Here is a 13,172-nt window from a genome sequence, read left to right as displayed (position 1 = left end):
TCGACATGCGTGACACCGAGAAGTGGGACGCCCTCCCGAAGCGACTCCCCCAGTGGTTCCAGGACGCCCCGCTCGGGATCTTCATCCACTGGGGCGCGTACTCCGTCCCGGCCTGGGCCGAGCCGACCGCCGAGCTCGGGGCCATCGACAGCGACCTGGGATGGTTCGCGCACAACCCGTATGCCGAGTGGTACTACAACACGATCCGCATCGAGGGCTCGCCGGCGCAGCAGCACCATCAGGAGGTCCACGGCGGCGCCCCGTACGACGACTTCCTCGACCGGTGGGAGACCACCGCCTTCGATCCCGCGCAGTGGCTGGAGCTGTTCCGGCGCGCCGGCGCGGACTACGTCGTGCCCACCACCAAGCACCACGATGGGATCCCGCTCTGGGACGCGCCCGGCACGGGGACCGCAACACCGTCCGCCGCGGGCCCCGTCGTGACCTGGTCGGGGAGATCGCCCAGGCCACCCAGGACGCCGGGCTCCGCTTCGGGGTGTACTACTCCGGCGGTCTGGACTGGCATGTGCGGCCGACGGAGCCGCTGGTCGAGGGCGGCGACGTGCACGATGCGAAGCGTCCGCGCGACGACGAGTACGGCCAGTACTGCAGCTCCCACATGCGCGACCTGATCGACCGGTACGCCCCGGACATCTTCTGGAACGACATCGGCTGGCCGGACGAGAACTTCCACTTCGGTCCCGGCGGTCTGGGCGAGCTGCTCGAGCACTTCTACGCCGAGCGTCCCGAGGGGCTGATCAACGACCGCTTCGCCGGCGCCCATCACGACTTCGTGACCACCGAGTACCAGTCCGGCGAGATCCCGCAGGACGAGCCGTGGGAGAACTGCCGCGGGATCGGGCTCTCCTTCGGCTACAACCAGGTCGAGGACGAGAGCCAGTACCTCACCGGCGCGCAGGTCAGCCGTCACGTCGTCGACGCGGTCTCCAAGGGCGGGCGGGTGCTGCTGAACATCGGCCCCCGCGCCGACGGCTCCCTGCACGAGCTGCAGGTGGCGGCCCTGGAGGCCCTCGGGGAGTTCATGGCCGCGCACAAGCCCCTGCTGGCGGGCTCGCGGGGCCTCGGCGAGGTCGCCGCTCCCGGCGTCTCCTGGGGCCGGGCGGTCGAGCAGGACGGGGTCTGCCACGTCTTCCTCTCCGGAGATCAGGGCTCCGTGCGGGTCCCGGCCGACGCCCTGCCGACGGGGTATGCGTGGCCCACCGACGGCGTCACCATCGACCTGCTCGGGGAGGACTCCGCCCCGGTGCTGGTGAGCGCCGGGCGCGCCTGACCGGCCGCGCCCCGGTCCGCTCCCCCGTGCGGGTGAGCGGACCGGGCTAGGCTTCGCTCACCCGTTCCCTCGGAGAGGACCCCGATGCCGACCCTGCCCGTGGCCCCCGCCGCCCGCCCGATCGGCTCCTCGGCCGAGGCGGTGCGCTGATGGCCTCCGCCGTCACCGATCGCGCGATCAGCGCGATCAAGCAGATGGTGCTCGACGGGACCCTCAAGCCCGGGGACCGCCTGCCCACCGAGAAGGAGCTGTCCGAGACGATCGGGGTCTCCCGCAACTCCCTGCGGGAGGCCGTGAAGGCGCTGTCGGTGATCCGCGTGCTCGACGTGCGCCAGGGCGATGGCACCTATGTCACCGCGCTCGAGCCCGAGCAGCTGCTGGAGTCCCTCGCCTTCGTGCTCGACCTGCACCAGGACGCCAGCTACATCGAGATCCTGGAGATCCGTCGCCTGCTGGAACCGGTCGCGGTGGAGCAGGCCTGCCTGCAGCTGACCGAGGGGGACTTCGAGCGCCTCGAGCAGACGATGCAGGACCTCGACGCGAGCTCCGGCATCGAGGAGCTGGTGGCGGCCGACATCACCTTCCATCACCTGATCAACCACCGCTGCCCCAACGACTACCTCAGCTCCCTGCTGGACAGCCTGGCCGGCTCGACCTCGCGGGCGCGGGTCTGGCGCGGGCTCACCGACGCCTCGGCCGTGGAGCGGACGCTCTCCGAGCACCGCCGGATCCTCGATGCGCTCAAGGCCCGCCGGCCCGACCTGGCCCGCACCTACGCCGCCGCGCACGTGGCGGGCGTGGAGTCCTGGCTGATCCACCAGGGCGACCCGCCCGCCGAGTGAGCGGCGGGCCTCACCCCGCCGAGCGGGCAGCGGCCCTCAGCGGAGCCGGCGGTAGACCCGCTCGGCAGTCCCGTGCGTCACGGCCGCGACGATGCGCACATCCCAGGCCCGGATGTGGGCGAGCAGCGGGGCGAAGCCGCTGCCGACGGTGAAGGGCTCGGGGGCGATCGGCCAGTCCGAGCCCACCATCAGGCGTTCGGCGCCGAACAGCTCGAGGGCGAGGTCGGCCGCTTCGGCGAAGTCCCCGTCGCCGCTGGTGGCCAGGCCCGAGACCTTCGCGACCACGTTCGGGCAGCGGGAGATCCCCGTCAGCTGGTCCCGCCAGCGCTCCATGGCCTCCGCCTCACCCAGCGGCGGCTTGCCCAGGTGGTCGAGGACCACGGTGAGCCCGGGATGGCGCTGCGCGATGCGGGCCACCTGCTCCATGTGGCGGGGGAACGCGTCGGGCACGTCGAGCGTGAGTCCGGCGGCGGCGAGCAGCTCGAGGGACTGCGCCACCGCGGGCTCGTCCAGGAATCCGGGATCGGGCTCGTCGTGGACCAGGTGCCGCACTCCCACCAGGCGCTCCGTCCGCGCAGGGTCGGCGAGCGCGGCCGCCGTCGCCGCCGGATCGCGCAGCGGCAGCCAGCCGACGACGTCGACGCGGGCGATGCCGCCCTGGCCCTCGATCTCACGGGCGGTGCGCTGCAGGTGGGCCGTGTCCTGCGCCGTGTCGTCGGCCTGGACCAGGATCACCCGGGTGACGCCGAGGGCGCGCAGGTCCTTGCTCGCCTCGTCGAACCGGACCGTGCGGCGCAGCGCGGCCGGGGCGCCGGCGAGCCACGCGTAGGGGCTCGCTGCCAGGTCCCACAGGTGCAGGTGGGTGTCGGTGACCGGGCCGGCGGGCTGCGGGGCCGGATCGCTCATCGTCCGAGGCCGGCCTGGATCTCGTCCCAGGCCGCGGCGGGGATCGTCCGCGTCATCCGCTGCGCGTTGGAGCGGACCTGCTCGGCGGTGCGCATGCCCAGCGCGACCGAGCGCACCGCCGGGTGGCGCAGCGGGAAGTGGACGGCGAGGTCGGGCAGCGTCACGCCATGGCGCTCGGCGATCCCGGCCAGCTCCCGCGCGCGCTCGAGCAGGTGCGCGGGGGCGTCGCCGTACTCGTAGTGCGCATCGTCCGGGACCTCGTGGCGGGCGAGCAGGCCCGAGTTGAACACCGACACCGCCACCACGCCCACGTCGTGCCGCACGCACTCCTCGAGCAGCTCGCGGGAGGCGTCCTGCTCGAGCAGGGTGTACCGGCCGGAGAGCATGACCAGGTCGATCAGCCCCGTGCGCACCGCCCGGGTGAGCACGTCGGCGTCCTTGGAGCCGACGCCCACCGCGCGCACCAGTCCCTCGTCCCGCATCCGCGCGAGCGCGGGCAGGCCCTCGCTGAGCGCCTGCTCCGTCGGCCCCTCCTCCGGGTCGTGCGCGAACAGGATGTCCACGCGGGTCAGGCCCAGGCGCTCGAGCGACTCCGCATGGGAGCGCCGCACCCCGGCCTCGGAGAAGTCCCACTGGCGCACCACGTCGTCCGGGACCGCGAAGCCGCTGTCCATGTCGTCCCCGGTGCCCGGCCCGGGCCGCAACAGCCGTCCCACCTTGGTGGAGATGACGTACTCCTCGCGCGGGTATCCCGCCAGGCGCTCGCCGAGGCGCCGTTCGCTGAGGCCGACCCCGTAGTGGGGTGCGGTGTCGAAGTACCGGAGGCCGGCCTCCCAGGCGGCGCGGACCGCGCCGTCGGCCTCCTCCTCGGTGGTCTCGCGGAAGAGGTTGCCGAGCTGGGCGGCGCCGAAGCCGAACTCCGGCAGGACGAGCGGGGACGGGTCGGGCGAGGTCATGCGGACTCCTCCGTGCCGGTGTGCGGACTGTGCGGGCTGTGCGCGGGCAGCGACCAGACGCTCTGGATGCCGGTGTCCTCGCCCCCGTAGTCATCGACCACCTCGAGGAAGCGGTTGATGTGCGCCTGCCAGCGCAGGTTCGCGGGATCCTCGGCCAGGCGCCGCCGCATCGCACGGTAGTCCTCCACCTCGATCAAGTGGAAGAGGTCCCGGCCGTCGCGCCAGATCCGCCAGGTGTGCACCCCGGCCGCGCGCAGCGCCGCATCGAGCTCGTCGGGGATGCGGGCGTGCTCGCGGTCGTAGTCGGCCTCGCGCCCGACGGCGATCCTGGTGTGCAGGGCGATCTGCTCCACGGTGGCTCCTGCGCTCAGAGGGCGGCGGCCGAGGCCGGGACCTGCGCGGCCCAGACCGGCCCGCTGGGGAAGAGGTGCTCGGCCACCGAGGCGCCGTGCATGCGGGCGCCGTTGCCGGGCGCCTCGGGCGGCATGTAGGCACCGCGCTCGATCCGCACCGGCACCTCGAAGTGCTCGTGCAGATGGTCGACGAACTCGATGCGCCGTCGCGGGTCCTCCCCCGCGATCGCGACCGCGTCGAAGAAGGCGAGGTGCTGGACCATCTCGCAGAGGCCGACGCCGCCGGCGTGCGGGCAGACCGGGATGTCGTACTTCGCCGCCAGCAGCAGCACGGCGAGGTTCTCGTTGACCCCGGCGACCCGGGTGGCGTCCAGCTGGATCACGTCGATGGCGCCGGCTTGCAGGAACTGCTTGAACAGGACCCGGTTCGCGGCCTGCTCGCCGGTGGCGATGCGCACCGGGCGGACGGCCTCGCGGATCGCGGCGTGGGCGAGGACGTCGTCGGGATAGGTCGGCTCCTCGATCCAGAACGGATCATGGGGCGCGAGGCGCTCGATCGCGGCGATCGCCCCCGACACATCCCACCTCTGGTTCGCATCCACCGCGATCGGGTAGCCGGGGCCCATCACCTCGCGGGCGATGCGCATCCGGCGCTCGTCGTCGTCGGCGTCGGCCCCGACCTTGAGCTTGACCATCTCGAAGCCCTCGTCGCGTGCTTCGTGCAGGAGCCGGGTGAGCTTCTCGTCGCTGTAGCCCAGCCAGCCGGGGGTGGTGGTGTAGGCCGGGACGCCGTGCTCGCGCAGCGCGGCGATCCGCTCCGCCTTGCCCTGCTGGCCGCGGCGCAGGATCTCGAGCGCCTCCTCGCGGGTGAGGGCGTCCTCGAGGTAGCGGAAGTCGACCAGGTCCAGCAGCTCCTCGGGGTCGAGGGAGGCGAGGGTCAGCCACAGCGGACGCTCCTCCCGGCGGGCCCGCAGGTCCCACAGGGCGTTGACCACCGCGCCGATGGCCATGGTCATCACGCCCTTCTCGGGGCCCAGCCACCGCAGCTGCGAATCGTGGCTGAGCTCGCGGTACATCCCGCCGAGGTCGGCGAGGACCGCCTCGACGTCCCGCCCCACCAGGTGCGGGGCCAGCACCTCGATCGCGGCGCTCTGCACGTCGTTGCCCCGGCCGATGGTGAACACCAGTGCGGTGCCCTCGTCGGGCGCGTCGGTGCGGAGCGTGAGGTAGGCCGCCGAGTAGTCCGGATCCGGGTTCATGGCGTCGGAGCCGTCGAGGGTGCGGCTCGTGGGGAAGCGGACGTCCTGGACGTCCAGGGAGACGAAGGTGCTCACCGGCGGGCCTTTCTGGGAGGGATCCGACGCGCACCCTCTCGAGGCGGGCCCGGCGACGGCGACGGACCGGCGCCCGGAGGAGCCAGACATCGGATCTTTTGCGTGGATCTCATGATGCCGCGCTGCCGACGGCGAGTCAAGGCGCGGATGACGGCCCCTTATGAACCCGGTGATCCGATCATTGCCGAGCGCTGCTCGGCGGCCGCCGACCCGCAGGGCGTGATGCGCCGACGCCCTGCCGTGCGGACGACAGCGGATCCGCCCGGGCGGCAACGGATCCGTCCGGGCGACAGTGGATCCGCCCGGACGGCAGCGGATCCGTCCGGACGCACCCCTTCCTCGCCAATGAGCTGTACATCATGTACAAGATGTACAGCTCGTTCGGAGAGGACACCCGCTTGCGCGCGCTCTGCCGGCCACGCGCTCCGCCGGCCACGAACGCCCTACCGGCGCCGCACGGCAGGGGCACGGCAGGGGCGCGAGGGCGCAATGGGGACCGAACTCGTGAGGCGGCGGGAGGCGATCCGGCGCGCGGATCGACGCGCGTCTCGCGGCTCCGGCCTCCGCGCGCGGCTCTCGCGGCTCCGGCCTCCGCGCGGCTCAGGAGTCGACGAGGGTGACCTCGAAGGAGTAGCGCGAGGCGCGGTAGGCGTGCAGGCCGAACTCGACCACCCGGCCGTCGTTGGCGAAGGACTTGCGCTCCATGGTCAGGAGCGCGGCGCCGACCTGCTCGCCGAGCATCTCGGCATGCTCCTCGTCGGCCACCATCGCCCCGATCCGCTCATGGGCGAGCACCGAGACCACGCCCATCTTCCGCAGGGAGGCGTACAGGCCGTCCGCGACCAGTGCCTCCCGGCTGGGGGCGATCCGCTCGGGCAGGGTGTTGCGCATGACCGCGAGGGGTTCGTCGTCGGCGTAGCGCACGCGCAGGATCTCCAGCACCTGCTCGCCGGGCTGGAGCTGCAGCCGGTCCGTGGCCTCCGGGGAGGGGCGGCCGATGCGGTACTCGATCACCTCGGTGCGCGGCGCCTTGCCCGCCGCCGAGAGGTCGTCGTACAGCGAGGTCAGCGCCACCTGCCGGTTGACGGGTGCCTGCACCACCTGGGTGCCCACCCCGCGCTTGCGCACGAGCATGCCCTTGTCGACCAGCTCCTGGATGCCCTGGCGCACCGTGGGCCGGGACAGCCCCAGCCGCTTGGACAGCGCCATCTCGTTCTCCAGGCGGCTGCCCGGGGGCAGCGTGCCGGAGCGGACGGAGTCCTCGATCGCCCGGGCCAGCTGCAGGTACAGCGGCGTGGTGCTGTCGCGCTCGATCGTCAGGTCCAGCGTGATCATCGAGCCGCCTCCGGCGTTGGTCTCAACCATGCTGTCTCCTCGGCCGCCCGTGACAGGATCGCCTCAGGATAGAGCCCGTCATCGCTCAGCGCGGACGCTCGTCGAGCTCGACCTCCACCGCGCCGTCGGTCGAGAGGGACTGCACGGCCGCCGCGCAGACGGCCGCCGCCAGGTAGCCGTCCCAGGCGGTCGCGGAGCGGGCGGCGATGTTCGTGCCGTCGGCGACGGCGTCGACCCAGGCCTGCACCTCGGCGTCGTAGGCGGCCAGGAAGCGGGGCCGGAAGTCCAGCGGCACGGATCCGCCCCAGCTGCCGCCGGGCTGCTGCGTGGTCACCCGGCCGACGTTCAGGCCGATGGTGGCCGAGCCCCGCGAGCCGACGATCTCGGTGCGCACCTCGTAGCCGGCCTTCGTGTTCACGAACAGCTCGTCGGTGACCACCGTGCCGGAGGCGGTGCGGAAGATGAACAGCAGCGGGTCGTTCAGGCCCTCATGGGCGTGCTCGGTGCTGCGGGGCACGACAGTCTGGACGGAGACCACGGGATCCTCGAGGAAGTAGGAGATCGCGTCGACCTCGTGGACCGCCGAGTCGCTGACCATCATCGCGTTGTCGAAGTGCGGGGGCACGTCGGCGTTGCGGTGCTTGCAGTTCAGCAGCAGGGGCGTGCCCAGCTCGCCGGCGTCCAGGGCGTCCTTGAGCTCCGCGTACTCCGCGTCGAAGCGGCGCATGAAGCCGAGCGAGACGTACCGGCCACCGGACTCCGCCTCGGCGCGCACCACCTCGTAGGCGTCCTGCGGGGTCATGGCCAGCGGCTTCTCGCACAGCACCGGCTTGCCGGCGGCGATCGCCGCGGTGGTCTGCTCCCGGTGGAACTGGCCGGGGCTCGCGATGAGGACCGCGTCGACGTCCTCGGCGGTGATGACCTCCTCGGGGGTGTCCACGACCCGGGAGCCGGGGGCGCCGGCGCTCACGGTCTCCGCCGTGGCGCGCACGTAGTCGCTGACGACGCTGACGCGGGCGCCCTTGATGCGGCGCGTGATGCGCTCGACGTGGTCGGCGCCCATCCTGCCGACGCCGATGACGCCGATCCGGACCTCGCGGGGCAGGGTGGTCTCGTTCATCGCATCTCTCCTTCGAGTCGGGGGTCGATCCCCGCCGCCTCCCAGGTGCCGCGCACCCAGGTCTGGTCGGGGTGATCGGTGATGTTCCAGGCACGGTCGGCCGCGGGGCCGGCCATGACGTTGAGGTAGTACATGTCGTGACCGGGGGCGGCGGCGCAGGGGCCGTGCCAGCCGTGGGGCACCAGCACGGTGTCGCCGCTGCGGACCTCGGTGAGCACGTCGATGGGCTTGTCCGGGCCGCTCGCGGTGGTCTGGTGGAAGCCGAAGCCGGGGCTGCCGCCGGGGGCCGCCTGGATCTCGTAGTAGTAGATCTCCTCGAGCTCCGACTCGGTCGCGGTGGTCTCGTCATGCTTGTGGGCGGGGTAGCTCGACCAGTTGCCGCCGGGGGTGATGACCTCGCAGGCGATCAGGCTGTCGCAGTCGTCGAAGGCCCCGACCGTCCCGAAGTTGCGGACCAGCCGGCTCATGGCCCCGCCGCCGCGGATCTCGACGGGCACGTCCTCGGCGCGGAGCAGGGCGACGGGATGCACCGCGGTGGCGACCGCCGCGGCCAGTGCGAAGCGACCGCCGCCCGCGGAGGTGAGGGTCAGCTCGGAGCCGACGGGGGCGTAGAGCACGTCGGTCGCGGAGGCGAAGACGTCCTGGCGGCCGCGCAGGGTGTGGCGGGCACCGTCGACGCTCACCTCGCAGCCGCCGCTGAGGGGGACGACCATCAGCTCGACCCCGTCGGCGGTGAAGGTCTCGGTCCCTCCGGCGTCGAGGGCGAGCACCCGCAGGCCGGTGTGCTCCCAGCCGTCGCGGCGGCCGGGGTCGATGGCGGTCTCGTAGCTGCCCTGCGCGGTGGAGCCGGCGGGCAGGTGGAGCTGATCGGTCGGGGTCGAGGAGGCGGGGGCCATGGAGCGTCCTTTCGGTGTCAGCGGATCATCTCGGCGGCGGTGCTCACGGCGGCGGTGACGTCGCCGTCCGCCGGGTAGAGCAGGGTGCGGCCGACGACGAGACCGCGCACGTTGGGTCGGGCCAGGGCCTGGCGCCAGCTGCCGTACACCGTCTCCGGGTCGGTCGCGCCGGGATCCCCGCCCAGGATCAGGGTGGGCAGGGTGGTCGCGTCCATGACGCGCTCCATCTCGGCCACCGCCGGGATCTTCAGCCAGGTGTAGGCGCTGGTGGTCCCCAGCCCCTGGGCGATGTGGATCGAGCGGATCACGCCCTCGGGGGTGAGGTCGTTGACGACCCTGGTGCCGGGCCCGCCCGGCCGCGAGGACATGAACGGCTCGACCATGGCGATCAGCTCGTGCGCGGCGAGCTCGGAGACGGCGTCCGCGCTGGCCTGGAGCGTGAAGGAGGTGCGGTCGTCGTCGAGGTCGATGCGGGTGAGCATCTTGCCGCCCTCGAAGCCGGCGGACTTGATCGCGGCCGCATCGTAGGAGGTGAAGCGGTCCTCGAGCTCCCAGGAGCCGCCGTTCAGACCGCCGCGGTTCATCGAGGCGAACACGACCTTGTCCTCCAGGGCGCCCAGCAGCAGCAGGTCCTCGAGCACGTCGGCGGTGCCGAGCACCCCGTCCACGCCGGGCACGGCGAGCGCCTCGCGCATCCGGTCGAGCATCTCGGTGCGGCTGGCCATCGCGTAGGGACGCTCGCCCACGGAGAGCGCGCCGCGCGCCGGGTGGTCCGCGGCGACGATGAACACCGAGCCGTCGGTGTCGGCGACGGTGCGGCGGGAGCGGCGGGCCAGCAGCCGGGCGATCCGCCCCGGATCCTCGACGCGCACCCGGGTGACGTCCTGGTAGGTGCTGACGAACGCGTCGCTCATGCCGGTCGGCCCTGCTGGGCGGGGGCGGGGGTCGCGCCGTCCGCGCCGCGGCCCCGCAGGGCCGAGAGCATCTGCTCGACGGTCTGCCCGTGGTTGGGGTCCCCGCCCGCCAGGAGCAGGTCGATCTCCTCGCTGGTGGGCATCGCGGTCGAGCATTCCAGGCGGCTGGTGACGATGGCCCCGGCGGCGTTGCAGCGGGTCAGGATGGTCTCGAGGTCCTGGCCGGTGAGCAGGCCGTGGCACAGCGAGCCGCCGAAGCTGTCCCCGGCGCCCAGGCCGTTGATGACCTCGATCAGGTTCGGGGCGACCACCACGCGCTCGTCGGCCGTCTTGCCGAGGACGCCCCTGGGGCCCTGCTTGACGATCGCCATCTCGACGCCGGCCTCGAGCAGGGCGTCGGCCGCCCGCTCGGGCTCGGTCTCGCCGACGGCGACCTCGCACTCCTCCCGGTTGCCCACGGCGACCGTCGCGTACTGCAGCGCTGCGCGGTACTGCTCGCGGGCCTCCTCGGGGGAGGACCAGAACATGGGCCGGTAGTCGAGGTCGAAGACCGTGTGGCGGGTGCGCCCGCGCGCCTCGAGCGCCGCGAAGTGGGCGCTGCGGCTGGGCTCCTCGGAGAGCCCGGTGCCGGAGAACCAGAACAGCGGGACGGCGGTGACCGCCTCGAGATCCAGATGCTCGGGGGCGACCTGGAGGTCCGGGGCGCTGGGCCGACGGTAGAAGTACAGCGGGAAGTCGTCCGGCGGGAAGATCTCGCACAGGGTGATGGGGGTGTTCAGCTCGTCGTTGCGGACGACGAACCGGCCGGAGACGCCGAGCCGCTCCATCTCCTGGACCACGTAGCGGCCGAAGGGGTCATCGCCCACCCCGGTGATCACCGCGGGCCGGTGCCCGAGGCGCGCCGCGGCGACCGCGACGTTCATGGGGCTGCCGCCGAGGAACTTGCCGAAGCTGTGGATGTCCTCGAGGCCCTTGCCGATCTCCAGCGGGTAGATGTCCACCCCGCTGCGGCCGAAGGTGATGATGTCAAGGTCGGGTGCTGCCATGGAACTCAATGCCTCCCTGCGTCGAATTCGGGGCGGTCGCCGGAGGTCGTCTCCGCGGGCGCTCCGCCGGATACCGAGATGATTCCAGCCAGGACAGGTCTTGTCCAGACAAACTGCAATCTGCGTGTTGACATCTGTGGTGGCAGGTCGGCATGCTGGGCGCACGAGCTCACCGTCGAGTCGAGCGCTCGACGATGTGCACCACCCATCCCGCTCGTTCGTCGGGCGCCGCTTCTCGGAGGCAGAATGAGCGACACCTCGTCAGCCCGTCCCGGCACCATCCGGCTGACCGTCAGCCAGGCCCTGATCCGGTTCCTGACCGCCCAGTTCTCGCAGCGCGACGGGGTGCGGGAACGGTTCGTCCCCGGCACCTTCGGGATCTTCGGGCACGGCAACGTCGCCGGTCTCGGCCAGGCGCTCCTGCAGAACGCCGTCGCCCCCGCCGAGGGCGAGCAGCACATGGAGTACTACCAGTCCCGCAACGAGCAGAACATGGTGCACTCCGCCGTCGCGTACGCCCGCACGAAGAACCGCCGGCAGATCCTCGCCTGCACCGCCTCGATCGGCCCGGGCTCGACGAACATGATCACCGGCGCGGCGCTCGCGACCGTGGACCGCATCCCGGTGCTGCTGCTGCCCAGCGACATCTTCGCCACCCGGCTCGTGGATCCGGTCCTGCAGCAGCTCGAGGACGAGACCGCCGGGGACGTCTCCGTCAACGACGCCTTCCGTCCCGTCTCGCGATACTTCGACCGCATCTCCCGTCCCGAGCAGCTCATCCCGGCCGCTCTGCAGGCGATGCGGGTGCTCACCGATCCGGCCGAGACCGGGGCCGTCACCCTCTCCCTGCCGCAGGACGTGCAGGCCGAGGCCTTCGACTGGCCGCTGGAGTTCTTCCGCGAGCGCACCTGGCACATCGGCCGCCCGGTCCCCGAGCCCGCGGCCCTCGAGCGCGCGGTCGAGGTGATCCGCTCGGCCCGTCGGCCGGTCGTGATCGCCGGCGGCGGCGCCATCTACTCCGAGGCGACCGCGGCCCTGACCGCCTTCGCCGACGCCACCGGCATCCCCGTGCTCGACACCCAGGCCGGCAAGGGGGCGCTCAGCGCCGACCACCCGCTGTGCATCGGCGGGGTGGGCGCGACCGGCAACGATGCGGCCAACGAGCTGGCCGCGGAGGCGGACGTGGTGATCGGCGTCGGCACCCGCTACACCGACTTCACCACCGCCTCCCACACCGCCTTCCGCAACCCCGACGTGAGGTTCGTGAACCTCAACGTCAAGGCCTTCGACGCCGCCAAGCACTCGGCGACCATGCTGGTGGCTGATGCCCGCGCCGGGCTCGACGCCCTGCGCGAGGCGCTGCCGGGCTACCGGGCGCCCGCCGAGCACGGCGAGCGCGCGCAGCAGCTGCGTGCGCGGTGGGAGCGGCTCGTCGAGCCCTGCTTCGCGCCCCACGACCAGGAGCTGCCCGCCCAGACCGAGATCTTCGGCGCGCTGAACGAGATGATGGGCGACGAGGACATCGTCATCAACGCCGCCGGCTCCATGCCCGGCGACCTGCAGGCGCTGTGGAAGGCACGCTCCCCCTCCAGTACCACCTCGAGTACGGCTACTCCTGCATGGGCTACGAGCTGCCGGCCTCGATGGGCGTGAAGATGGCCGCCCCGGACAGCGAGGTCGTCGCGATCATCGGCGACGGCACCTTCCAGATGGCGCCGCAGGAGATCGCGACCATCGTGGCCGAGGACCTCAAGGTGATCCTGGTGATCCTGCAGAACCACGGCTGGTCCTCTATCGGCTCCCTCTCGGAGTCCCACGGCTCGCAGCGCTTCGGCACCAAGTACCGCATGCGCAACGAGCGCACCGGGATGCTCGACGGCGACAAGCTGCCCTTCGACATCCCCGCGAACATCCGCTCCTACGGCATCGAGGTCCAGGAGGTCTCCTCCACCGAGGCCTTCCGCGAGGCCTACCGCCGCGCGGAGGCCGCCGAGCACGCCACCGCGATCGTCGTCAACACCGACCTGTACGGCCCGCACCCGCCCGGCAACGGCTGGTGGGACGTCCCGGTCTCGGCCGTCTCCGCCCTCGACTCCACCCGGCAGGCCCGCGCGGCGTACGAGCAGGAGCGCACCCCGCAGCGCCACTACCTCTGAGCCGCACCCTCGTCCGCGCCCCC

The 13,172-nt window shown here is 72.4% G+C and carries 11 protein-coding genes and 2 pseudogenes; 4 read left to right on the top strand and 9 right to left on the bottom strand.

Annotated elements, in window-relative coordinates:
• Nucleotides 1–5 precede the first annotated feature (5 nt).
• The 3 genes and pseudogenes from ACOJUI_RS00490 to ACOJUI_RS00480 form a co-directional block, all read left to right on the top strand.
• Nucleotides 6–341, top strand: a pseudogene (locus tag ACOJUI_RS00490) (alpha-L-fucosidase); the annotation flags it as partial.
• The gene (locus tag ACOJUI_RS00485; RefSeq protein WP_422116156.1) at nt 284–1,291 is read left to right on the top strand and encodes an alpha-L-fucosidase; all 1,008 of its coding nucleotides are present in this window, start codon (nt 284–286) and stop codon (nt 1,289–1,291) included. The pseudogene ACOJUI_RS00490 and the gene ACOJUI_RS00485, both read left to right, overlap by 58 nt.
• Before the next feature lie 149 nt (nt 1,292–1,440).
• Nucleotides 1,441–2,133, top strand: a complete 693-nt coding sequence (locus tag ACOJUI_RS00480; protein ID WP_422116155.1) for a FadR/GntR family transcriptional regulator — start codon at nt 1,441–1,443, stop codon at nt 2,131–2,133.
• Between the two features lie 36 nt (nt 2,134–2,169).
• Here ACOJUI_RS00480 and ACOJUI_RS00475 read toward each other — a convergent pair whose 3' ends face one another.
• The 9 genes from ACOJUI_RS00475 to iolC all read right to left on the bottom strand — a co-directional run bounded on the left by ACOJUI_RS00475 (nt 2,170) and on the right by iolC (nt 10,993).
• Nucleotides 2,170–3,039 carry an amidohydrolase family protein gene (locus ACOJUI_RS00475; protein WP_422116154.1) on the bottom strand — a complete coding sequence of 290 codons (870 nt, stop codon included), beginning with the start codon at nt 3,037–3,039 and terminating at the stop codon, nt 2,170–2,172.
• Nucleotides 3,036–3,995 (bottom strand): aldo/keto reductase, encoded by a 960-nt coding sequence (locus ACOJUI_RS00470; RefSeq protein WP_422116153.1) that lies wholly within the window; start codon nt 3,993–3,995, stop codon nt 3,036–3,038. The genes ACOJUI_RS00475 and ACOJUI_RS00470 overlap by 4 nt, the downstream gene beginning before the upstream one ends.
• Nucleotides 3,992–4,348: an L-rhamnose mutarotase gene (locus ACOJUI_RS00465; RefSeq protein ID WP_422116152.1), complete on the bottom strand. Its 357-nt coding sequence runs from the start codon at nt 4,346–4,348 to the stop codon at nt 3,992–3,994. Before ACOJUI_RS00465 ends, ACOJUI_RS00470 begins: the two co-directional genes overlap by 4 nt.
• 14 nt (nt 4,349–4,362) lie before the next feature.
• Nucleotides 4,363–5,682, bottom strand: coding sequence for an enolase C-terminal domain-like protein (locus tag ACOJUI_RS00460; protein ID WP_422116151.1), 1,320 nt, complete (start codon nt 5,680–5,682; stop codon nt 4,363–4,365).
• A 600-nt stretch (nt 5,683–6,282) separates the two neighbouring features.
• Nucleotides 6,283–7,047 carry a GntR family transcriptional regulator gene (locus ACOJUI_RS00455; RefSeq protein ID WP_422116150.1) on the bottom strand — a complete coding sequence of 255 codons (765 nt, stop codon included), beginning with the start codon at nt 7,045–7,047 and terminating at the stop codon, nt 6,283–6,285.
• A 55-nt stretch (nt 7,048–7,102) separates the two neighbouring features.
• Nucleotides 7,103–8,137: a Gfo/Idh/MocA family protein gene (locus ACOJUI_RS00450; protein WP_422116149.1), complete on the bottom strand. Its 1,035-nt coding sequence runs from the start codon at nt 8,135–8,137 to the stop codon at nt 7,103–7,105.
• A complete protein-coding gene (iolB, locus tag ACOJUI_RS00445; RefSeq protein WP_422116148.1) occupies nt 8,134–9,033 on the bottom strand; it encodes a 5-deoxy-glucuronate isomerase in 900 nt (299 codons plus the stop codon). The genes ACOJUI_RS00450 and iolB overlap by 4 nt, the downstream gene beginning before the upstream one ends.
• Nucleotides 9,034–9,050: 17 nt before the next feature.
• Nucleotides 9,051–9,947, bottom strand: coding sequence for a Cgl0159 family (beta/alpha)8-fold protein (locus ACOJUI_RS00440; protein WP_422116147.1), 897 nt, complete (start codon nt 9,945–9,947; stop codon nt 9,051–9,053).
• Nucleotides 9,944–10,993 (bottom strand): 5-dehydro-2-deoxygluconokinase, encoded by a 1,050-nt coding sequence (gene iolC, locus ACOJUI_RS00435; RefSeq protein ID WP_422116146.1) that lies wholly within the window; start codon nt 10,991–10,993, stop codon nt 9,944–9,946. The genes ACOJUI_RS00440 and iolC overlap by 4 nt, the downstream gene beginning before the upstream one ends.
• 246 nt (nt 10,994–11,239) lie before the next feature.
• Between iolC and iolD the strand changes: the two are divergent.
• Nucleotides 11,240–13,149 (top strand): annotated as a pseudogene (gene iolD, locus ACOJUI_RS00430) (3D-(3,5/4)-trihydroxycyclohexane-1,2-dione acylhydrolase (decyclizing)).
• The last annotated feature ends 23 nt before the right edge of the window (nt 13,150–13,172 follow it).

This window comes from Brachybacterium sp. UNK5269 (assembly GCF_049266655.1).
In the GTDB taxonomy this organism is placed as follows: Bacteria; Actinomycetota; Actinomycetes; order Actinomycetales; family Dermabacteraceae; genus Brachybacterium.
Note: the sequence above shows the minus strand (reverse complement) of the source record. Positions and strands in the feature narration are given on the sequence as shown.

Coding starts and splice junctions, on each gene's coding strand:
- iolB (WP_422116148.1), bottom strand. CDS start 9,033: ATGGCCCCCGCCTCCTCGACCCCGACCGATCAGCTCCACCTGCCCGCC.
- ACOJUI_RS00475 (WP_422116154.1), bottom strand. CDS start 3,039: ATGAGCGATCCGGCCCCGCAGCCCGCCGGCCCGGTCACCGACACCCAC.
- ACOJUI_RS00440 (WP_422116147.1), bottom strand. CDS start 9,947: ATGAGCGACGCGTTCGTCAGCACCTACCAGGACGTCACCCGGGTGCGC.
- ACOJUI_RS00455 (WP_422116150.1), bottom strand. CDS start 7,047: ATGGTTGAGACCAACGCCGGAGGCGGCTCGATGATCACGCTGGACCTG.
- ACOJUI_RS00470 (WP_422116153.1), bottom strand. CDS start 3,995: ATGACCTCGCCCGACCCGTCCCCGCTCGTCCTGCCGGAGTTCGGCTTC.
- ACOJUI_RS00480 (WP_422116155.1), top strand. CDS start 1,441: ATGGCCTCCGCCGTCACCGATCGCGCGATCAGCGCGATCAAGCAGATG.
- ACOJUI_RS00450 (WP_422116149.1), bottom strand. CDS start 8,137: ATGAACGAGACCACCCTGCCCCGCGAGGTCCGGATCGGCGTCATCGGC.
- iolC (WP_422116146.1), bottom strand. CDS start 10,993: ATGGCAGCACCCGACCTTGACATCATCACCTTCGGCCGCAGCGGGGTG.